General features: G+C 71.3%; 17 protein-coding genes and 2 tRNA genes. 10 read left to right on the top strand and 9 right to left on the bottom strand.

From position 1 onward, the window contains the following. Genes pcaH through ACFVYS_RS02995 form a run of 4 tightly spaced genes read right to left on the bottom strand, consistent with a single transcriptional unit; the run spans nt 1 to nt 3,432 of the window. Entirely contained in the window at nt 1–774 is a 774-nt protein-coding gene (pcaH, locus tag ACFVYS_RS03010) for a protocatechuate 3,4-dioxygenase subunit beta (RefSeq protein WP_389498262.1), read from the bottom strand. Nucleotides 775–791: 17 nt separating this feature from the next. After that, a complete protein-coding gene (locus ACFVYS_RS03005) occupies nt 792–2,006 on the bottom strand; it encodes a thiolase family protein (RefSeq protein WP_389498260.1) in 1,215 nt (404 codons plus the stop codon). Then, on the bottom strand, nt 2,003–2,650 hold the full coding sequence (locus ACFVYS_RS03000) for a CoA transferase subunit B (RefSeq protein ID WP_389498258.1): 648 nt from the start codon (nt 2,648–2,650) through the stop codon (nt 2,003–2,005). The genes ACFVYS_RS03005 and ACFVYS_RS03000 overlap by 4 nt, the downstream gene beginning before the upstream one ends. Continuing rightward, a complete protein-coding gene (locus ACFVYS_RS02995) occupies nt 2,650–3,432 on the bottom strand; it encodes a CoA transferase subunit A (RefSeq protein ID WP_389498256.1) in 783 nt (260 codons plus the stop codon). Before ACFVYS_RS02995 ends, ACFVYS_RS03000 begins: the two co-directional genes overlap by 1 nt. Nucleotides 3,433–3,644: 212 nt before the next feature. Between ACFVYS_RS02995 and ACFVYS_RS02990 the strand changes: the two genes are divergently transcribed. Beyond that, nucleotides 3,645–4,109, top strand: a complete 465-nt coding sequence (locus ACFVYS_RS02990) for a MarR family winged helix-turn-helix transcriptional regulator (RefSeq protein WP_389498254.1) — start codon at nt 3,645–3,647, stop codon at nt 4,107–4,109. 43 nt (nt 4,110–4,152) lie between these two features. Here the strand turns inward: ACFVYS_RS02990 and ACFVYS_RS02985 are convergent, their stop codons facing one another. After that, on the bottom strand, nt 4,153–5,157 hold the full coding sequence (locus tag ACFVYS_RS02985) for a DUF3048 domain-containing protein (RefSeq protein WP_389498252.1): 1,005 nt from the start codon (nt 5,155–5,157) through the stop codon (nt 4,153–4,155). A 360-nt stretch (nt 5,158–5,517) separates the two neighbouring features. On the opposite strand from ACFVYS_RS02985, the gene ACFVYS_RS02980 reads away from it, so the two are divergent. Further along, nucleotides 5,518–6,708: a zinc-dependent alcohol dehydrogenase gene (locus ACFVYS_RS02980; protein ID WP_389498250.1), complete on the top strand. Its 1,191-nt coding sequence runs from the start codon at nt 5,518–5,520 to the stop codon at nt 6,706–6,708. Nucleotides 6,709–7,051: 343 nt separating this feature from the next. On the opposite strand, the gene ACFVYS_RS02975 is transcribed toward ACFVYS_RS02980, so the two are convergent. Then, entirely contained in the window at nt 7,052–8,128 is a 1,077-nt protein-coding gene (locus ACFVYS_RS02975; RefSeq protein ID WP_389498248.1) for an ATP-dependent DNA ligase, read from the bottom strand. Nucleotides 8,129–8,238: 110 nt separating this feature from the next. Here ACFVYS_RS02975 and ligD point away from each other — a divergent pair, with 110 nt between their 5' ends. Then, nucleotides 8,239–9,276: a non-homologous end-joining DNA ligase gene (gene ligD / locus ACFVYS_RS02970; RefSeq protein ID WP_389498246.1), complete on the top strand. Its 1,038-nt coding sequence runs from the start codon at nt 8,239–8,241 to the stop codon at nt 9,274–9,276. A 33-nt stretch (nt 9,277–9,309) separates the two neighbouring features. Here the strand turns inward: ligD and ACFVYS_RS02965 are convergent, their stop codons facing one another. Continuing rightward, nucleotides 9,310–11,454: an OmpL47-type beta-barrel domain-containing protein gene (locus ACFVYS_RS02965; RefSeq protein WP_389498612.1), complete on the bottom strand. Its 2,145-nt coding sequence runs from the start codon at nt 11,452–11,454 to the stop codon at nt 9,310–9,312. Between the two features lie 53 nt (nt 11,455–11,507). Then, nucleotides 11,508–13,985: a ThuA domain-containing protein gene (locus ACFVYS_RS02960; RefSeq protein WP_389498244.1), complete on the bottom strand. Its 2,478-nt coding sequence runs from the start codon at nt 13,983–13,985 to the stop codon at nt 11,508–11,510. A 199-nt stretch (nt 13,986–14,184) separates the two neighbouring features. Here ACFVYS_RS02960 and ACFVYS_RS02955 point away from each other — a divergent pair, with 199 nt between their 5' ends. Further along, nucleotides 14,185–15,183: a multicopper oxidase domain-containing protein gene (locus ACFVYS_RS02955; RefSeq protein ID WP_389498242.1), complete on the top strand. Its 999-nt coding sequence runs from the start codon at nt 14,185–14,187 to the stop codon at nt 15,181–15,183. 82 nt (nt 15,184–15,265) lie between these two features. Continuing rightward, nucleotides 15,266–16,291, top strand: coding sequence for a LacI family DNA-binding transcriptional regulator (locus ACFVYS_RS02950; RefSeq protein WP_389498240.1), 1,026 nt, complete (start codon nt 15,266–15,268; stop codon nt 16,289–16,291). Nucleotides 16,292–16,388: 97 nt separating this feature from the next. Here ACFVYS_RS02950 and ACFVYS_RS02945 read toward each other — a convergent pair whose 3' ends face one another. Beyond that, nucleotides 16,389–17,180 carry a VOC family protein gene (locus ACFVYS_RS02945; protein WP_389498239.1) on the bottom strand — a complete coding sequence of 264 codons (792 nt, stop codon included), beginning with the start codon at nt 17,178–17,180 and terminating at the stop codon, nt 16,389–16,391. A 338-nt stretch (nt 17,181–17,518) separates the two neighbouring features. On the opposite strand from ACFVYS_RS02945, the gene ACFVYS_RS02940 reads away from it, so the two are divergent. The 5 genes from ACFVYS_RS02940 (at nt 17,519) to ACFVYS_RS02920 (ending at nt 20,685) form a co-directional block, all read left to right on the top strand. Further along, complete coding sequence (locus tag ACFVYS_RS02940) at nt 17,519–17,764, top strand: WhiB family transcriptional regulator (protein ID WP_199875776.1); 246 nt, start codon at nt 17,519–17,521, stop codon at nt 17,762–17,764. 72 nt (nt 17,765–17,836) lie between these two features. Beyond that, nucleotides 17,837–17,909: transfer RNA gene (locus ACFVYS_RS02935), tRNA-Ser, on the top strand. A 9-nt stretch (nt 17,910–17,918) separates the two neighbouring features. Then, nucleotides 17,919–17,990: transfer RNA gene (locus ACFVYS_RS02930), tRNA-Glu, on the top strand. 44 nt (nt 17,991–18,034) lie between these two features. Then, entirely contained in the window at nt 18,035–19,399 is a 1,365-nt protein-coding gene (locus ACFVYS_RS02925) for an SDR family NAD(P)-dependent oxidoreductase (protein WP_389498237.1), read from the top strand. Beyond that, nucleotides 19,396–20,685 carry a ribonuclease inhibitor gene (locus tag ACFVYS_RS02920; protein WP_389498236.1) on the top strand — a complete coding sequence of 430 codons (1,290 nt, stop codon included), beginning with the start codon at nt 19,396–19,398 and terminating at the stop codon, nt 20,683–20,685. Before ACFVYS_RS02925 ends, ACFVYS_RS02920 begins: the two co-directional genes overlap by 4 nt. Nucleotides 20,686–20,688 lie beyond the last annotated feature (3 nt).

The following is a 20,688-nucleotide window of genomic DNA, read 5'->3' as shown; positions in this document are numbered from 1 at the left end:
TCAGTGTCCTTCTTCGATCCAGGTGGCGTGCGGCCCGTCGAGCACGATGTCCCAGTGGTAGCCCATCGAGAACTCCGGGACCGACAGGCTGTGGTCGTAGGTGGCGACCAGCCGCTGCCGGGCCGCGTCGTCCGTCACCGACTGGATGATCGGGTCGTACGGGAACAGCGGGTCGCTCGGGAAGTACATCTGCGTCACCAGTCGCTGGGTGAAAGCCGAACCGAAGAGCGAGAAGTGGATGTGGGCCGGCCGCCAGGCGTTGACGTGCTGACGCCACGGATAGGGGCCCGGCTGCACGGTGGTGAAACGGTAGAATCCGCTGTCGTCCGTCAGCGTGCGGCCGACACCCGTGAAGTTCGGGTCCAGCGGGGCGTCGTGCTGCTCGCGCTGGTGGGCGTAGCGGCCCGCCGAGTTGGCCTGCCAGATCTCGACCAGCTGACCGCGGACCGGACGCCCGTCGCGGTCCAGCAACCGGCCGGAAACCGTGATCCGTTCACCGATCGGCTCACCGTTGTGCTGCCGGGTGAGGTCGTTGTCGATCTCGGTGATGTCCCGTTCGCCGAAGGCGGGGGAGGCCAGCTCCACCAGCTCCGGGTCCTTGCTGACGTCGATGGCGACCGGCGGCTGCTTCGGGTGGCGCAGGACGGAGGAGCGGTACGGCGCGTAGCCGCGGCGCGGCTGGTGCTCGACCGGCGCGCCGTCGGCGATCCGCTTCTCGTACGCGGCGTGCTCGGCCGCGATCTCCTGGTCGATGTCGGCTTGCGTGAGAGTCATGGGAGTTCCTGGGTTTCTTATCGTTCGAGGACGAGGGCGAGGCCCTGGCCCACGCCGATGCAGAGGGTGGCGACCCCGACGCCGCCGCCCCGACGGGCGAGCTGGTGGGCGACCGTGCCGGCGAGACGGGCACCGGAGGCGCCGAGCGGATGACCGAGGGCGATCGCGCCGCCCTGCGGGTTGAGGATTGCCGGGTCGAACTCGGGCCACTCGGCCACACAGCCGAGCACCTGGGCCGCGAAGGCCTCGTTCAGTTCGAGCACCGACAGATCGGCGAATCCCCTGCCCGCCTTGGCGAGCGCGCGGTTGACGGCCTCGACGGGGGCGAGCCCGAAGTACTGCGGGTCGATCGCGGACACCCCGGTGGCGCTGATCCGGGCGAGCGGCTCACGTCCGGTCGCCCTCAACCCCTCCTCGTCCACGAGCAGCAGGGCCGCGGCGCCGTCGTTGAGCGGCGACGCGTTGCCCGCCGTCACGGTCCCCTCCTCGGTCCGGAACGACGGCCTGAGTTTCGCCATCGCCTCCAGCGAGGCGTCCGCCCGGACGCACTCGTCGGCGCCGAACACGACCGGGTCGCCCTTGCGGCGCGGGATCGACACGGGCGCGAGCTCGGCGTCGAACAGACCCGCCTGCTGGGCCGCGGCGGCCTTGCGGTGGCTGGCGAGGGCGAACTCGTCCTGCTGCTCGCGCCCGATCTTGTGCTTGTCGGCGATCAGCTCGGCCGACTCGCCCAGCGGGATCGTCCACTGCGGGTCCATCCGCGGATTGACCATCCGCCAGCCCAGCGTCGTCGAGTAGAGCTCGGCGTGCCCGGCGGGGAACGCCCGGTCCGACTTCGGCAGCACGTACGGCGCGCGGGTCATCGACTCCACACCGCCGGCGACGGCGACGGAGGCGTCCCCGGCCGCGATCGCGCGGGCCGCCTGGATGACCGCCTCCAGACCGGAGGCGCACAGCCGGTTGACGGTGACACCCGGCACGGAGGTGGGCAGGCCCGCGAGCAGCGCGCCCATGCGCCCGACGTTGCGGTTCTCCTCGCCGGCCCCGTTGGCGTTGCCGAAGTACACGTCCTCGATACGGGAGGGGTCCAACGCCGGTGTGCGGGCGACGAGTTCACGGATGGCGTGGGCGGCGAGGTCGTCCGGGCGCACCGAGGCCAGAGCACCGTTGTAACGGCCGATCGGGGTGCGGACCGCGTCGACGATGTAAACGGTCCTGAAACCGTTGCTCATGACTGGACCTCCTCGGCGAGACGGACCTCGGCGGCCGTCTTGGTCACGATCTCCTCGGCGCTGACGCCCGGCGCGGTCTCCACCAGCACCAGACCCTCCTCGGTGACGTCGAGGACACCCAGGTCGGTGATGATCCGGTTCACGCAACGCTTCCCGGTCAGGGGCAGCGCGCAGTCCGTGAGGATCTTGGGGCTGCCGTCCTTGGCGGTGTGGGTCATGACGACGATGACCGTACGGGCCCCGTGCACCAGGTCCATCGCCCCGCCGATCCCGGTGATCAGCTTGCCGGGGATCGCCCAGTTCGCCAGGTCGCCACGCTCGGAGACCTGCATCGCACCCAGCACGGCGACGTCGATGTGCCCGCCGCGGATCATGCCGAAGGACAGCGCCGAGTCGAAGAAGGACGCGCCCGGCAGGACCGTCACGGTCTCCTTGCCGGCGTTGATCAGGTCCGGGTCGACGGCGTCGTCGGTGGGGTAGGGGCCGGTGCCCAGGATGCCGTTCTCGCTCTCCAGCACCACCTCCACGTCCGCCGGGAGGTAGTTGGGGATCAGGGTCGGCAGCCCGATGCCGAGATTGACGTACTGGCCGTCCCGCAGCTCGCGCGCGGCGCGGGCGGCCATCTCCTCACGTGTCCAGGCCATCACTGACTCACCGTTCCCTCTGCCGCGGGGGCGGAGACCGTCCGCTGCTCGATCCTCTTGTCCGCCGCCTGCTCCGGCGTCAGCGCGATCACACGCTGCACGAAGATGCCCGGCAGATGGACCGCGTCCGGGTCGATCTCACCGGGTTCGACGAGCTCCTCGACCTCGGCGATCGTGATCCGTCCGGCCATCGCCGACAGCGGGTTGAAGTTGCGGGCGGACTTGTTGAACACCAGATTGCCGTGCCGGTCGCCCTTCGCGGCCCTGACCAGCGCGAAGTCGGTACGGATACCGTGCTCCAGCACATACTCCGCGCCGTCGAACTCCCGGACCTCCTTCGGCGGCGAGGCCAGGGCCACACCGCCCTCCCCGTCGTAACGCCATGGCAGCCCGCCCTCGGCGACCTGGGTGCCCACGCCCGCGGGCGTGTAGAAGGCGGGGATCCCGGCGCCGCCGGCCCGCAGCCGCTCGGCCAGCGTGCCCTGCGGGATCATCTCGACCTCGAGCTCGCCGGACAGGTACTGGCGGGCGAACTCCTTGTTCGCGCCGATGTAGGAACCGGTTACCCGGGCGATCCGCCCGGCCGCGAGCAGCACCGCGAGGCCCGACTCCATGGCGCCGCAGTTGTTGGAGACGACCGACAGTCCGGCGACGCCCCGCTCGTACAGAGCCTGGATGAGGACGTTCGGCACGCCGCTCAGCCCGAATCCACCCACTGCCAAAGACGCGCCGTCCGGCACGTCGGCCACCGCCTCCAGGGCCGTGGCGACCACCTTGTCCATCCGTGAAGCCCCATCTCTTCCGCGCGCCCCCGGTCGTAAATTAATCAGGGCACTGATTATTTCTCCGAGGTTTCCCACACGCTGCCACCGCAGAGTGGAGCAGTCAAGGCCCCAGGCGGGAGGTCTGACCAGGGTCACACAGGCACAGGACCGGGCCGGTCGCACGCGGTATCGTTCAGTGCACCGACGAAATCTCACGCTGAGGAGCGCACATGGCCGCGGTGGATCTCACCAGCCACCCCGGGCACCTGGCCCGGCGGCTCCAGCAGGCGCACTACCTGCTGTGGAACACGATGGTCTCCGAGGAGATCACCTCGCCGCAGTTCGCGGTCCTCAACGCGCTCGTCGCCGAGCCGGGCCTCGACCAGCGCACGGCGGGGGAGCGGGTGGGACTCGACCGCTCCACCATCGCCGAGGTGATCAGCAGGCTCATCCGCCGGGGGCTGCTCGACAAGGTCCGCGACCCGCAGGACGGGCGCCGGTACCTGCTGGGGCTCACCGACGAGGGCCTGCGCACCCACCGCCGGCTGACCGTCCGCACGGCCCGGATGAACCAGGTCTTCCTGTCCCCGCTCTCGGCCGCGGAACAGACCCTGTTCCTCGAGCTCATCCAGCGCGTCTCGGACGCGGCGGAGGGTCTGCGCAACCCGGGGGAGCCCCTGGTCGCGCCGTCCTGACCGAGCTGATCGAGGCGCCTGGGCGCGATCGGGCCGCGAGGTGTCAGGGTGCCTGGGCGGTATCGGGGGCCTGCGCGAGCACCACCCACACCTGCCCCTCGGCGAAGGCGACCGGGGCGCCGTCGGCGGTCGTGAAGTCCGTGCCGTCCGTGGCCGTGGCCCGCTTCCAGTTCACGTCGTGGACCCGTCCGTCGCGCAGCACCCGCGCCTTTCCCGAGCCCACCGTCTCGGTGTACGGCGTGTTGTTGCCGAGGAAGTCGTGGAAGCCCGACGCTCGCACCTTCACGTACTGCACGACCACCGTGACCGGGGCCACCCGCGTCCCGTCGGTCGTCACCGTCGGCGCGCCGTCCGTCGAGACCAGCCAGCGCGCCCGGCTCGCGGACCAGGTGAAGGTGAAGCGGGCCGCCGGGTAGCGCACGGTGAGCGAGGGCTGCGCCGTACCGCCGGAGGGCGCGGTGCCGTAGCGGAACCCGGTGGTCAGCGCGGCGGAGCCCGGCGCGGAGGGCAACAGCCGACCCGGGCGCACGTAGAGGTTGTGCGGCGCGGACCTCTCCGCGCCCCGGTAGTACGCCCCGGCGCCGGCCGCGTCCTCGGGCGTGACGGCGTCCAGCGGCGCCCGGTCGATCAACGGCAGCAGCTTGCCCTGCGCCCCGGAGAACGCCAGCACCGGCCGCTCGAACTGGCCCAGCAGCTCCAGATCGGACTCGCGGGCACTGCGCACGGGACCGACGGCCTTCGGCACCTTCGTCGCGTACACGGCCATCAGCCTGCTCAGCCCGCCCTCGACCTGCTCGACGTAGACGATGTCCGCGGAGTCGAGGCCGGTCTGCGGCCGGGCGCCGGGGGCGTTGTCGATCTTCACGGCGAGCACGGAGCCGACGACAGCGCTGGGACTGGTGCTGCCGCTCGGGCTCGGCTGCTGCGAGGCGCTCCGACCGTCGTCGTTCCTCGACGGCTCGCGGGACGTCGTGCAGCCGGCCGCGAGGACGAGTGCCAGCGCGGCGGCCAGCAGCGCGGCGGCCACGGCGGAGGGTCCGGCACGCATCGCGCGTGCCCGGCGACCCGGATGATCCGGACGGCGCGGATGACCCGGACGGCCCGGGTGATCCGGACGGCTCGGGTGATCCGGACGTCTTGGACGCCTCGGATGTCTCGAACGACTTGTGCCTGTCATGGCCACCCCCGTTTCGTGTCTTGATTGTGCGCTCATCCGTTCGAGAGTGGCTATGCGTGGCTGTGGGCTGTGGGCTGTGGGCTGCGGGGCTGCGGGGCTGTGGCGCAGAAGGGGCTGCGGGGCTGCGGGCGTCGTGGTTCGGGGCCGGGCGGTCGGGTACCCGGGGCGCAGCCAGGACCCGGTACCCCCGGACCAGCCGGGACGGCCGGTCGGCGGAGGGAGCGCGGTGCGATGAAGGCAGTGACCTGGCAGGGCAAGCGCGACGTACGGGTGGACACCGTGCCCGACCCGACGATCCAGGAACCGACGGATGCCGTCATCCGCATCACGTCCACCGGCCTGTGCGGCTCCGACCTGCACCTGTACGAGGTGCTCACCCCGTTCATGACCCCGGGCGACATCCTCGGCCACGAGCCCATGGGCATCGTCGAGGAGGTGGGCGCCGGTGTGCCCGACCTCAAGGCCGGCGACCGGGTCGTGGTGCCCTTCCAGATCGCCTGCGGCAACTGCTGGATGTGCCTGAACGCGTTGCCCACCCAGTGCGAGACCACCCAGGTCACCGGCGAGGGCATGGGCGCCGCGCTGTTCGGTTACACCCGTCTGTACGGGGCGGTGCCCGGCGCCCAGGCGGAGTATCTGCGGGTGCCGCAGGCCCAGTTCGGCCCCATCAAGGTGCCCGAGGGGCCGCCCGACGACCGCTTCGTGTACCTCTCCGACGTCCTGCCCACCGCCTGGCAGGCCGTCGCCTACGCGGACATCCCCGAGGGCGGCAGCGTCGCGGTACTCGGCCTCGGCCCCATCGGCGACATGGCCTGCCGTATCGCCCAGGCGCGCGGCGCGGGCCGGGTGTTCGGTGTGGACCTGGTCGGCGACCGGCTTCGCCGGGCCCGCGCGCGGGGCGTGGAGACCTACGACCTCCGCAGCTTCGACACCGAGAAGGAGCTCATCGCCGCGATCCGCGACGAGACCGACGGTCGCGGCCCGGACGCCGTGATCGACGCCGTCGGCACCGAGGCGCACGGCAGCGCGGTCGCCCGTATGGTCCAGAACGCCGCCGCCATGCTGCCGCGGAAACTGAGCGGCCCGCTCGCGGAACGCTTCAGCGTCGACCGCCTCGCCGCCCTGCACACCGCCATCGAGCTGGTGCGCCGCGGCGGCACGCTCTCCCTCGTCGGTGTCTACGGCGGCATGGCCGACCCGCTGCCGATGCTCACCATGTTCGACAAGCAGCTCCAGATCCGCATGGGGCAGGCCAACGTGCGCCGGTGGAGCGACGAGATCCTGCCGTACCTCACCGAGGAGGACCCGCTGGGCGTCGACGACTTCGCCACCCACCACGTGCCGCTGTCGGACGCCCCGCACGCGTACGAGATGTTCCAGCAGAAGCAGGACGGCGCGGTGAAGGTCCTCATGACGCCGTGAGCCGTGAGCCGAGCCGCAAATCGAGCCCGAGCCGCGAACCGAGCCTTGAACCGTGTCGTGAACCGAGCCGTGGACGGTGAAAGCGGTTGCGGAGCGGTTGCGGATCAAGGCGAGGGTGCAACCGGTTACGGATCAGGTTGCCGCGTGAAACCGGTTGTGGATCAAGCTCTGCGCCGGCAACCGGTTGTGGATCGGCTCGCGCCAGGAACCGGTTGTGGATCAAGTGGTGCCTGATACCGGTTACGAGTCGGGCGCTGCTCCCGAAACCGCTTGTGGCGCCCAACCGTTCTTCCACGGCAGCACAACCGCTTGTGGATCAGTGGATCACGCTGCCGCTGGTGGGTCACGCCGAGGGCGGCGCCCCGAGGATCTCCGCCAGGTCGTAGCGCACCGGCTCCTCCAGTTGGGCGTAGGTGCAGCTGTCGGGGGTGCGGTCGGGGCGCCAGCGGCGGAAGCGGGCGGTGTGCCGGAACCGCGCCCCGTTCTCCATGTGGTCGTACGCCACCTCGACCACCCGTTCGGGCCGCAACGGCACCCAGGACAGGTCCTTCTTGCCCGACCAGCGGCTCGGCGCCCCGGGCAGCCGTGCCGTCTCGTGGGCGGACTCCTCCGACCAGGCCGCCCACGGATGGCCCGCCGCGTCCTCCATGCGCAGCGGCTCCAGTTCCTCGATCAGCTCGGCCCGGCGTTTCATGGAGAAGGCGGCCGACACGCCGACGTGCTGGAGGACGCCCCGTTCGTCGTACAGGCCCAGCAGCAGCGAGCCGACCACCGGTCCGCTTTTGTGCAAGCGGTATCCGGCGACGACGACGTCCGCGGTGCGCTCGTGCTTGACCTTGAACATGGCGCGCTCGTCCTGGCGGTAGTGCAGGGTGAGCGGTTTGGCGATCACCCCGTCCAGGCCCGCGCCCTCGTACTCGTCGAACCACTGCCGTGCCACCTCGGCGTCGGTCGTCGCCGGCGCCAGGTGCACGGGTGCCGTCACCCCGGCGAGCGCCTCGGTCAGCAGCTCACGCCGGTCGCTCAGCGGAACGTCCAGGAGCGACCGGTCGGCGAGCGCCAGCAGGTCGAAGGCGACGAACGACGCCGGGGTCCGTTCGGCGAGGGTGCGCACCCGGGAATCCGCCGGATGGATGCGCTCCGTGAGGGCGTCGAAGTCGAGTCGTCCTTCCCGGGTGATCACGATCTCCCCGTCCAGCACACACCGCTGCGGCAACCGTTCCCGCAACGCCTCCACCAGTTCCGGAAAATACCTGGTCAGCGGCTTTCCGGTGCGGCTGCCCAGTTCGATCTCGGCACCGTCGCGAAACACGATCGCCCGGAAACCGTCCCACTTCGCCTCGTACTGCATGCCCGGCGGGATCGCCGCCACCGACTTGGCGAGCATCGGCTTCACGGGCGGCATCACCGGCAGATCCATGCCCCGATTCTGCGCGAGGATCACGGGGACCGCCCGGTGTGCGGACCGTCCGGCGTACGGGCCGTCGCGAGCTGATGCGAGCTGTCGGAGGTGTGTCTACCGTGGCTCGCATGGGCGATGCGGTGGAACTGGAAGTGGCCGGCCGGACGGTACGGCTGTCCAGCCCCGACAAGGTCTTCTTCCCGGAGCGCGGCTTCACCAAGCTGGACCTCGCCCGCTACTACCAGGCGGTCGCGCCCGGCATCCTGCGCGCGCTGCGCAACCGCCCCACCACCCTGGAGCGGTACCCGGACGGCGTGGGAGGCGAGTCCTTCTTCCAGAAGCGGGCGCCGAAGAACATGCCCGACTGGATCCCGACCGCCCACATCACCTTCCCCAGCGGACGCAGCGCCGACGAGATGTGCCCGACCGAGGAGGCGGCCGTTCTGTGGGCCGCCCAGTACGGGACCCTCACCTTCCACCCCTGGCCCGTGCGCCGCGATGATGTCGACCGCCCCGACGAACTGCGCATCGACCTCGACCCACAGCCCGGCACCGACTACGACGACGCGGTCCACGCCGCGCACGAACTACGCTCGGTCCTCGAGGAGTTCGGCGGTCTGCGTGGCTGGCCCAAGACCTCCGGCGGCCGTGGTCTGCACGTCTTCGTGCCGATCGAGCCCCGCTGGACCTTCACCCAGGTCCGGCGCGCCGCCATCGCCGTCGGCCGGGAGATGGAACGGCGGCTGCCGGAGCGGGTGACGATCAAGTGGTGGAAGGAGGAACGGGGCGAGCGCATCTTCATCGACTACAACCAGACCGCTCGCGACCGCACCATCGCCTCCGCCTACTCCGTGCGTCCCCGGCCGCACGCGCCGGTCTCGGCGCCGCTGCGCTGGGAGGAGGTCGGCGACGCCCACCCCGCCGACTTCGACCTCGCGACCATGCCGGCTCGGTACGCCGAACTCGGCGATGTGCACGCCGACATGGACGACCACACGTTCTCCCTGGAGGCCCTGCTCGAACTCGCCCGCCGCGACGAACACGACCACGGCCTGGGCGATCTGCCGTATCCGCCGGAGTACCCGAAGATGCCCGGAGAGCCGAAGCGGGTGCAGCCGAGCCGGGCCCGGCACGAGGACGCCCCGGGCGGGCCCGGGGCGTCCTAGCGCGACCGTCCGGCGCGGGCCGGACGGCTGCTGTCACAACTCCTTGATACGGATGTCCCGGTACGAGACGACGTCCGTCGTGCCGTGCACCTGCAGCCCGAGGTAACCGGAGGCGAAACGCCGCCCGTCCGTGCCCGGGTCGTCCGCGCGCGGCGGGGAGAACTCCTGGCCGCCGGTGTTGTCGAACTCGTTGATCAGCACACCGTTGCGGTAGACCGAGTAGTGCTGGTCGACCACCCTGATCTCGTAGTCGTTCCAGGTTCCCTTCTGGGTGACGCCCGCGCCCGCGAGTCCCACCCGGTCGAAGCCGTACACCGACCCGGTCTTGTACATGTCCCCGTCCGGCCGGTCCAGCACCTGCACCTCGTGCCCGTACTTGATGGCGACCCACTCCGGTCGTGACTCCTCGGTGTGGTCATGGACCCACGGGAAGCGCACGAACACACCGGAGTTGGCGTTGCCCGTGCCCGGAGCGTCGTCGCGCCACTGGAGCTTCAGCGAGAAGTCGCCGTACTTGCGCTCGGGGAACCACAGCATGCCCAGGCCCTCGCGGGTGGTCCCGCTGGTGATCGATCCGTCGGCGTTCTGCGCGAACGATCCGCCGCCCACCTGCTGCCACTTCGCGAACGAGCCCGCGCTGCCGTCGAGGATCGTGCGGTAGCCCTCGGTCTGGCCGGGCTTGCCGATCCCGGAGCGGTCGGCGGCCTCCTGTACGGCGTCGTACTCGCGCTGGTCCACGATTCCCTCGCCGAACAGCGCGTCGAGGACCGTCTTCACATGCTTGAGGAACAGCGCGTGGGACGTCCACTCCCTCTCGTCCTCGATCAACTCGTTGATCCGGCACCGTTTGTCGGTCAGCCGGTTCGGCACCCCCGAGTCGACCGTTCCCACGATCACCGTCAACCGCTCGTCGTATTCCGGGCAGTGGGGGGCCGGGACCTGGCTCGACACCACCGTGAAGGTCACCGTGCGGGCGGTGGAGGTGTTGCCGGCCTTGTCGGTGGCGCGGTAGGCGAGGGTGTGCGGGCCCGCACGGTCGACCACCACCGGGATGGCGTATGCGATGTACGGTCCACCGTCGAGTGAATACTCGATCCGGTCGACACCCGACCCGTGCTCGTCCGTCGCGCTCACGGTCACCCGGGCGTTGCCGACGTAGGCCCCGCCGGAGTTCTTCGTGCCTTCGACGGTCACGCCGGTCACCGGTGGCGTGGTGTCCTGCGGGGCCGCCGCGACCACGGTGAACCGGACGCTCTTCTCGGCGGCCGCGTTCCCCGCCTTGTCGGTGGCCCGGTACCGCACGGTGTGGGTGCCGACCTGGTGCACCATCACGGGCGCGGTGTACGGCTGCCAGGCCCCGGAGCCGACGGCGTACTCGATCGTGTTGACGCCGGATCCGGTGTCGGAGGCCGACACGGTGACGGTCGCCATGTCGATGTACGTGCCGTCGGGGTTCTGCTCGCCGGATACGGTCCCGGAGGTGTCCGGGGGTGTCGTGTCGTCGGAGGGCGGGGCGACGACCGTGAACGCGACGGTCCTCTCCGTGGAGACGTTGCCGGCCTTGTCGAGCGCCCGGTAGCGGATCTGGTGGCTGCCGACCTGGTCGACGACGACCGGTGCGGTGTACGGGATCCAGTCACCGGCAGTGCCGACCGCATACTGGATACCGTCGACGCCCGACCCGCCGTCGTCGGTCGCCCCGATCGCGACACTCGCCGAGCCGACGTACTCGCCCTGCGCGTTCTGCGTGCCGGTGACCTGCGCCGCCGTCTCGGGCGGTGTCGTGTCCTGGCCGCCGCCCTCGGTCACCACGAGGATGCCCTGCATCTGACCGTGGCCGGGGATCGTGCAGTGATAGAAGTAGCGCCCCGGGGTCAGGGTGACCTCGGCGGTGTGCCGGCCGCCCGTGTCGTCGTTCGGGTTGGCCAGGATGTTCAGCGTGACGTCGTCGTTGAACTCGGGGTCGCTGGTCGCGAACGTCAACGTGTGCGGCATGCCCATGGTGTTGCCGGTCGCCACGCTGTTCTCGAAGACGATCGTCGCCTGACCCGCCACCGCCGTCGCCGGCGCCGAACCGTACTTCGTGATGTCGTCGCCGGCGGTCCAGGTGAGCACCTGGGCGGCGGCTGCCGGCTCGGACTGTGCCGCGGTGGGTGCCGCCTGAAGCCCGAGCATCATCAGCACGGCGGCCAACAGGGCCGTCCAGATTCTTCGTTGCCGCGTTCGCCGTATCACTGCGCCCCCCTCGCCAGCCGGTCGGCGGCCGGCGTCGGGCCGCCGCCTTGGTAAGTGACCCTCCACAGCGCTGACTTGGCGTCCGAGGTGAAGAAGCCCCGGCCGTAGTCGAGCACGTACAGGGCGCCGTCCGGGCCGAACTTCCAGTCCATGAGGTTCTTGATGCCGTCGTTGCCGACCGGCACGATCTTCTTCAGCGACTCCGAGTGGACCGGCAGGCCGCCCGACCCTTGCGTCCTCGGGTCCATGACCACCGCGTTGCGCGGCTGGTCGGCGTCGTAGAAGTCGCCGACGAACCACTTGCCGTCCCAGTACGCGGGCCACTTGACCGCGCTCGCGCCGGCGGCGTCGTACCGGTAGACCGGACCGTTCATCGCCGCCTGTCCGCCGCCCTTGAGCCACGGCAGTCGGTACGTCGCCTGGTCCTGCCGGTAGGAGGGGATGCCGCCCGCGTCGCGCGGGTAGTCCGGTGCGCCGCCCTGGGGCGAGTACCAGATGTTGTTGCCGGTGACCGGCGGCAGGTTGACCAGGCCGTCGTTGTTCGGCGACTCGTTCTTGGGGTGGTCGCAGTCGTACCAGCCCAGCGGCTGCGACGGATCCGGCAGATTGCGGTCCCGGTAGGGCTGCTTGTTGCCCATGCAGTACGGCCAACCGCGGTTGCCCGCCTGGGTGATGACGGCGAACGTGTCGTACTTCGCCGGTCCCCAGACGGGTGACGGCTCGCCCGCGTCCGGGCCGACCCAGCCCGCGTAGAGGATGTCGGTGGTGCGGTCGACGAAGATGCGCGCGGGATTGCGGACGCCCATCACATAGATCTCGCCGCGGGTCTTGCCGCCGCCCTCGTCGGTCTCGCGGCCCGTGAACAGGTTCCCCGCCGGAAGCGTGTACGTTCCGTCGGGTTCCGGATGGATGCGCAGGATCTTGCCGTTGAGGTTGTGGGTGTTTCCGGCCGTGCGGCGCGCGTCGGCGAAGGAGACGCCCTTGAAGTTGGGCTGCGGGTTGTTTCCGGAGTAACCCCCGCTGAAACCACTGGAGTTGTTGTCACCGGTGGCGACGTACAGGTTGCCCTTCGAGTCCCAGGCCAGCCCGCCCCCGGCGTGACAGCAACTGTGCACCTGCACGGGCCACTTGAGCAGCACCTTCTCGCTGCCGAGGTCGAGCCGGTCGGTGGCGGGGTCGAGTGTGAAGCGTGAGACCCGCCGCTCGGCCATCCGGGTCTCACGGTTGACGCCCGAGTGGGGCGTGTAGTGCAGGTACACCCAGCCGTTCTGCTCGAAGCGCGGATCGAGCTCGATACCGAGGAGGCCTTCCTCGACCTTGACGAGTTCGTCGCCGCCGCCCTTGTTGCCGAAGACCGTGAGTTCCCCGGCCAGAGTGACCTTCTTGGTCGCCGGGTCGTAGACGTGGATCTGGCCCTTGCCCTTGCCCACGTCCGGGTTGTTCCAGTCGGTGATCACCGGCCGGGAGGAGTCGGCGCCGCCCCGCCCGATGTAGAGAACCCGGCCGTCGGGCGCGGTGACCAGGCCGTGCGGCTCGCCGATCTGGTCGTTCTGACCGGGCTGGTTGGCCGGGGTCAGCCGTTCGGCCTTGTAGTTGCCGGTGATGGTGGCCTTGCAGTCGGCCTGCACCAACCGGGACGTCCAGAGCAGGGCGCCGCGCAGATGCGTACGGAAGTCCGTCTCGTCGTAGGACGAGACCGTGCCGCCCATGTCGGTGTAGAAGGAGCGGCCGCCGTCGTAGTCGCGGCACCAACTCACCGGATGGTCCGCGCCGTTGGCGCTCGCGCCCGGCCGGTAGGTCGACTCGCGCACCCGGGCGACGGTGTGCACCGCGCCGGACGGGTTCTTCACCCAGTTCGACCACAGGTCGGGGCGCTTCCACTCCAGCGGCAGGGCTCCGGTGGCCGGATGCCGCCGGTCGCCGACCTCGACGGTGGCCCGCTGTACGGCCGTCGGGCTCGACGCGGCGGGACGGGCACCGATCAGGCCGGTGAACCAGTCCGAGTAGGGCTCCGCGCGGGCCGCGTCGTGGATGCCGACGAATCCGCCGCCGGCCTCCATATAGGCCTCCAGGCCCGCTTCCTGCTCCGGGTCGAGGACGTCACCGCCCCCGGTCAGGAACACGACCGCGTTGTAACCGCCCAGCCGTGTCTCGCTGGTGAAGACCGAGGCGTCGTCCGTGGCCTCGACCTCGAAGCGCTGGTCCGCCGGCCCGGACAGGCCGATGCGCTCGATGGCCTCGATGCCGGCGTTGACGACCGGTGACTCCTCCCCGGCCGCGGCCGACCCGTGGAAGATCAGTACCCGTACGTTCGGGCCGCCCGGTGGCGACTTGATGGACATCGTTGTCAGGGGTGGCTCGGGGGCCGGGCGCGCGTCCGCGGCCGGCGCGGAGAGCAGGCCGGCGACGAGCGTTGCGCACGCCACGGCGCTCACCCGGATTCGTCTTCTCGTAGTCAACCCTCGTAAGTGCATGGGCACCTCCTCGGTCACAGCGACAGCGCCACGGAAGGTAGACCCCATTTGCATGACTCGCCAATACCTATGACCGCAATGGCATGAACTTTGTCCTGGGTGTGGAGAAACGGCGGAACGACCGGTACCGTCTCACAGGTTCATCACAGGCACGTCTTCTTCATCGTCGCAAATTCCGTACCAGGGTGGGGAGTTCGGCATGGACAGACGCGGGTTCAACCGCCGGGTGCTGCTGGGCGGTGCCACCGCCGCGACATCGTTGTCCTTGGGGCCGAGGGCGGTGAGCGCCGACGGACCGGCGAAGGCCGCCCCGGCGGGGGGAGCGGTCAGACACCTCAAGCTGTACGCGGAGAAGCTCGCCGACGGACAACTCGGCTACGGCTTCGAGAAGGGCAAGGCGACCGTCCCCGGGCCGCTGATCGAACTCAACGAGGGCGACACGCTGCACATCGAGGTGGAGAACACCCTGGACGTGGCCGCGAGCCTGCACGTCCACGGCCTGGACTACGAAATCTCCAGCGACGGAACGAAGTTGAACAGAAGTGACATCGAGCCCGGTGGCACGCGCACCTACACCTGGCGCACCCATGCCCCCGGTCGCCGCGCCGACGGCACCTGGCGGGCGGGCAGCGCGGGCTACTGGCACTACCACGACCACGTCGTGGGGACGGAACACGGCACGGGTGGTATCCGCAAGGGCCTGTACGGACCGGTGATCGTCCGGCGCAAGGGCGACATCCTGCCCGACGCCACCCACACGATCGTCTTCAACGACATGACGATCAACAACAGACCCGCTCACCAGGGCCCCGACTTCGAGGCGACGGTGGGCGACCGGGTCGAGTTCGTGATGATCACGCACGGCGAGTACTACCACACCTTCCATATGCACGGTCATCGCTGGGCCGACAACCGCACCGGCCTGCTCACCGGCCCCGACGACCCCAGCCAGGTCGTCGACAACAAGATCGTGGGACCGGCCGACTCCTTCGGCTTCCAGGTCATCGCGGGGGAGGGGGTCGGCGCCGGCGCGTGGATGTACCACTGCCATGTGCAGAGCCACTCCGACATGGGGATGGTCGGACTGTTCCTGGTGAAGAAGTCCGACGGCACGATCCCGGGCTACGAACCGCATGGGCCGCACGAGTCGCACGAGTCGCCTGAGCCGGACGGGACGGGCGACGCGCACGAGCACTGAGGGGCGGAGGGCGGAGAGCGCTCTCACCCCGCCCGTCCCCCGGAGCTATCCTGAGCCGCAGCCGGCCAGGAGGAGCCCCGAAGTGACCGAGACAGCGTCGCGTCCCACGCTGGAGGCCGTGGCCGCCCGGGCCGGCGTCTCCCGGGCGACCGTGTCGCGCGTCGTCAACGGCGGGGACGGCGTGCGCGAGCCGCTCGTCGAGCGGGTCCGGCGGGCCGTGGAGGAACTCGGGTACGTCCCCAACCAGGCGGCCCGCAGCCTGGTGACGAAGCGCCACGACGCGATCGCCGTGGTCATCGCCGAACCGGAGACCCGGGTCTTCGCCGACCCCTTCTTCGCGCTCCAGCTCCGCGGCATCAGCAAGGAACTGACGGCCCACGACAACCAGTTGGTGCTGCTGCTCACCGAGGGCCGCGACGACCACGCCCGGGTCGCCCGCTATCTCGCCGGCGGCCACGTGGACGGGGCCCTGGTCTTCTCGCTGCACCTCGACGACCCGCTTCCCGGGCTGATCCAGGGCGCCGGCGTCCCGACCGTGTTCGGCGGCCGTCCCGGCTGGAGCGACGGCACACGGGACGTGGTCTACGTCGACAGCGACAACCGCGGCGGCGCCCGCGAGGCCGTACGCCTGCTGGCCGGGCTCGGCCGCACCCGCATCGCGCACATCACCGGCCCCCTCGACCAGACCTCCGCGGCGGACCGGCTCGACGGATACCGGGAGGTCATGGGCGAGGACGACCCGCGACTCGTCGTCGAGAGCGACTTCACCCCCGGCGGCGCCGAGCGGGCCATGCGGGAACTCCTCGACCGCTGCCCCGACCTGGACGCCGTGTTCGCCGCCAACGACCTCGCCGCCTCGGGCGCCCTGCGCGTCCTGCGCGAACGTGGGCGGCGGGTGCCCGAGGACGTCGCCGTGGTCGGCTTCGACGACATGCTGCCCGTCGCCGAACAGAGCGACCCGCCGCTGACGACGGTCCGTCAGGACATCGAGGAGATGGGCCGGATCATGGCCCGCCTGCTGCTGCGCCGTCTCGACCGGAGCGTCGCCGAGGAGGCACCGGGTGGTGTGGTCCTGCCGACCACTCTGGTGCGCCGAGCCTCGGCCTGACCGGGGCCGCCGCCCCGCCGCATCCGGCCGTCGGTCCTGGCCTGCCCGGCTCCGCCCAGTCCTGCCCCCTCCCGTCCTCGTGCTCTTCCGTGCCGCCTCACATCTCCTGGGGCACGCTCTTGATCACGGCGAAGCGTGCCCCGTAGGGGTCGGCGAGCTTGGCGATGCGGCCGACGCCCTCGACGTCCGTGGCGGGCATCCGCACCCTGCCGCCCAGTTCCTCCGCCTTGGCCGCGACCGTGTCCGCGTCGGTGACCTCGAAGTACGGCAGCCAGTACGCGCCGGTCTCGGCCTCCGTGGGGTCGTCGGCCAGCGGCACGATCCCGCCGAACATGGCCTCCTCCCCGGCACCGGCCGGGTTGACGCAGGTGTACGTGCCGCCGGGGAAGGGGGCGGCCGAGGTCTCCAGGCCCAGCGTCGCGTTGTAGAAGGCGGCCGCCGCGGCGACGTCCGGCGTGTACAGCTCGACCCAGCACAGGGCGCCGGGTTCGTTCGCCACGTCCACACCGACGGTCTGTCCCGGCTGCCAGAGGCCGAACGGCACGCCCGCCTCGTCGGTGAGGACCGCCATCGTGCCCTGGCCCATCACGTCCATCGGCGCGAAGAGCACCGTGCCGTGCTTCTGCTCGGCGGCCTGCGCCGTGGCCTGAGCGTCCGGTGTCCGGAAGTAGACCGTCCACGAGGGTGGGCCCTGCCCGGGGGCGGTCTGCATGCCGCCCGCCACCGTCCTCCCGTCCAGCTGGAAGAAGCCGTAGCCGCCGGCATCGGGTCCCGCCGACTCGAACCGCCAGCCGAAGAGAGCGCCGTAGAAGGAGGCGGCGCGGTCGATGTCGGACGTGCCGACATCGATCCAGTTCGGAGCGCCGTTGACGAAACGGGTGGTGAGCATCGTTGCCCTCCTCGAAGGGGTCCCGTTCTCTGCACTGCCGAGTCTCGCACCGCCCACTGACAATCGCTGCCGGAACACGACCACGGGCGTGCCCCCGCCGCCCGGCCAGGGAAGGCCACGGAAGGCCACGGTCGGGCTACGAGAGATCACCGACGGCCATGGGCGGTCACGGGGAGTCGCCCCGCGCTCGCCCGGCGTTCGAGAACGTGCCGGACGCGCCGCGCGCCGCCGTGCGCAGGGGGTGCGGCAGGAGCATCATCGGGCGGCCGGGGGCCTTGAGACGCCGCGTATATCCGGCGTTGATCGAACGTTTTTCGCCGCCGGGCACGATCCTGGCCATGTATACCGACACGATTCCGACCCCCGACCTCGGCTGGCAGCGCGAGGCGCTGTGCGCACAGACCGGAGCGGAGTTCTTCTTCCCCGAACCCGGCAGCTCGGTGCGGGAGGCCAAGCGCATCTGCGGCATGTGCGAGATGCGTTCCGCCTGCCTGGAGTACGCCCTGGACAACGATGAGCGCTTCGGCGTCTGGGGCGGCATGTCCGAGAAGGAGCGCCTGAGCCTGAGGCGCACGGCACGCTGAACCGCGCAGTGGCGGCGACCCCGAATCCGAGTGACCGCGTCGCGGGGGTGCGGTTAGGATCCGGAAGCGCGTCCGGACGTAGCGCAGAGGCAGGCGCCTCGCCTTGCTCAGGCGAATCACGCCGGTTCGAATCCGGTCGTCCGGATGCGTGCGCGGTCCCGTAGAGCAGAGGCAGACTCGCCACCTTCTCAGGGTGGATACGCCGGTTCGAATCCGGTCGGGACCACGGTACGACGAGCACGGGGCGGGGACGGGGCGGGACGGCGACGGATGGGCGAGGACAGCGGAGGGGCGGCGTTCGGCCCGTCGGTCACCGAGGCGGAGCTGGCCGCCTTCCACGAGGTCGTGGGCAGGCTGCGCGCACTGCCCGTCGACGATCCCGTACGGCTGCGGGCCGAGCAGGTCGCCGCGTCCTTCGCGCGTGACGGACGGCTGCGGCGGCGCAAGGAGCGCAGCGCCGAGGTGGCGGCCGCCGACGCGGCGGCGATGGCGGCGACCGCGACCGGGGCCCTGGACCGGCGCGAGGACGCGCCCTTGCCGGCCGCCGGGCACGGTGGGCGATTCCAGCGGCCGCGCACCTGCTACGTCTGCAAGTCGGCCTATCGAGAGGTCGACACCTTCTACCACCGGCTCTGCCCCGCCTGTGCCGCGGACAACGCGGCCCGCCGTTCGCTGAGCACCGACCTGAGCGGGCGCCGTGTCCTGCTCACCGGCGGCCGGGTGAAGATCGGCTTCCAGCTGGCGCTGATGATGCTGCGGGACGGTGCGCGGACCGTCGTCACCTCCCGTTTCCCGCACGACACCGTCCGCCGGTTCCGGGCCGAGCCCGGCAGCGCGCAGTGGCTGGACCGGCTCACCGTCGTCGCCGTCGATCTGCGCGACCCGCGCCAGGTGCTGGGCCTGTGCGAGGAACTGCGCCGGGAGGGCGAGCCGCTCGACATCCTCGTCAACAACGCGGCGCAGACCGTGCGTCGTCCGCCGGAGTCCTACGCCCTGCTGGCCGCCGGGGAGCGCGACGCGCTGCCCGAGGGGACGCGCCGGGCACCCGGGTTCACCCCGATGCGGATGCTGGAGGGCCTCGGCGGCTCGGTCTCCGCGCTGCCCGCCGCTCTGCGGGAGGCCGACGAGGCCGGACTGCTGCCCGATCCCTCCCCGGAGAACTCCTGGTCGGCCCGGCTCGGCGCGCTCGACCCGGCCGAGGTGCTGGAGACCCAGCTGGTCAACGCCCTCGCGCCCGCGCTGCTCTGCGACCGGCTGCTGCCGCTGCTGCTGGCCTCGCCGCATCCGCGCCGGTACGTGGTCAACGTGACGGCCGTCGAGGGCCGGTTCGCGGTGCGCAACAAGATGCCCGGGCATCCGCACACCAACATGGCCAAAGCTGCCCTCAACATGCTCACCCGTACCAGCGCGGCCGCGCTCGCCGAGCAAGGTGTGCACATGTGCGCCGTCGACACCGGCTGGATCACCGACGAGAACCCGGCGCCGAAGAAGGCCCGGATGGCGGGCGCGGGTTTCCGTACCCCGCTGGACATCGTGGACGGCGCGGCCCGCGTGTACGACCCGATCGTGCGCGGCGAGGCCGGCCACCCGGTGTCGGGCGTGTTCCTCAAGGACTACCGGGAGGCGCAGTGGTGAGCGAGGAGAACCCGGCGGGCCCGGGTGCCGAGCGGGAGCGGGAGCCGGGCGCGGAGCCGGAGACGGAGCCGGGCCCGGGGTCGGCGTCGGGCCCGGGGCCAGGACCGGTGTCGGGCCGCTTCGCCGGAGTGCCCCACGTGGTGCCCCGCCCCCTCGCCGATCTCGCCCCGCTGCTCGACTGGCTGCGGGCCGGGCGTCCGGCGGGCGAGCGGCTGGACTTCGCCGCGGGCACCGCGCTGCCCGACGGGCGGCTCGACCTGTGCAAGCAGGGCCTGGGGGCCGAGGGCGCGGCCCTGGTCGCCGAGGCCCTGGCCGACGGGCCCTCGCCCGTACGGCATCTGCTCCTCGGCACCGACGCCCTCGGGGACGACGGCGCCGCCACCGTGGCCGCCGCGAGCACGCCGGTCGAGACGCTCTACCTCGGATGCAACGGCATCACCGCGGGCGGCGCCTGCCGTATCGCCGACCAACTGCGGGCCTCGCCGCAGGTGATCACGGGGGTGTGGCTCAAACGCAACCCGCTCGGCCGAGGCGGTGGCCGGGCGGCGGCCGAACTCGTCGAGTCCGCCCGGAGATTGCGCACGCTCGACCTGGTGCAGACCGGACTCGACGCGGCGGGCGTCACCGTACTCGCCGACGCGCTGCTGGCCGCCGCGGGCAACGGACGGCGTGTCGAGCGGCTGTTCGTCGGCGGCAACCCGCTGGGGGAGGCGGGCGCGGAGGCGCTCGCGGCCGTCGTCGCCGCCGGGGCGATCGACGAACTGTACGTGTCCGCAGCCCGGTTGGGCGACGCGGGCGCGCTCCGGCTCGCCGACGCCCTCGAGCGGGCGCCGTACGGACGGCTCACCCGGCTCTCGGTGGCCAGCAACGGCATCGGACCCTCGGCCGCCGCCCGCCTGGTCGGCGCGGCCACCGTCGGCGGTGTCACCCTGCTGGACCTCGGCAGGGTCCGGGCGGCGGCCGTGCTCGGCGCGGCGGACAACCGGCTGGACCTGGCGGCCGCCGAGAGCGTCGGGCGGACGCTGGCGGCCGGCGAGCACCGTCTGTCCCACCTCGTCCTGCGCCACACGGGCCTGCGCAGCCGCGAGGCCCACCGCATCCTCGACCACGCGCCACGCGCGGCCACCGCCACCCGCTTCGTCCTGGGCCAGGGCGTCGCCGCCACCGTCAAGCGCCGCCTGGCGGGCCTCAGCGCCCATGTCCCGCCGCCGGCCGTCCCGCCCGATGTGGCGGCCGTACGCAGCGTGCACCGCACGGCGGCGCCCGAGACACCCGCGGCGGACTGAGGC

Source organism: Streptomyces sp. NPDC058295 (assembly GCF_042880655.1).
In the GTDB taxonomy this organism is placed as follows: domain Bacteria; phylum Actinomycetota; class Actinomycetes; order Streptomycetales; family Streptomycetaceae; genus Streptomyces; species Streptomyces coriariae.
The sequence above is the reverse complement of the archived record's forward strand: the minus strand, read 5'-3'. Positions and strand labels throughout refer to the sequence as shown.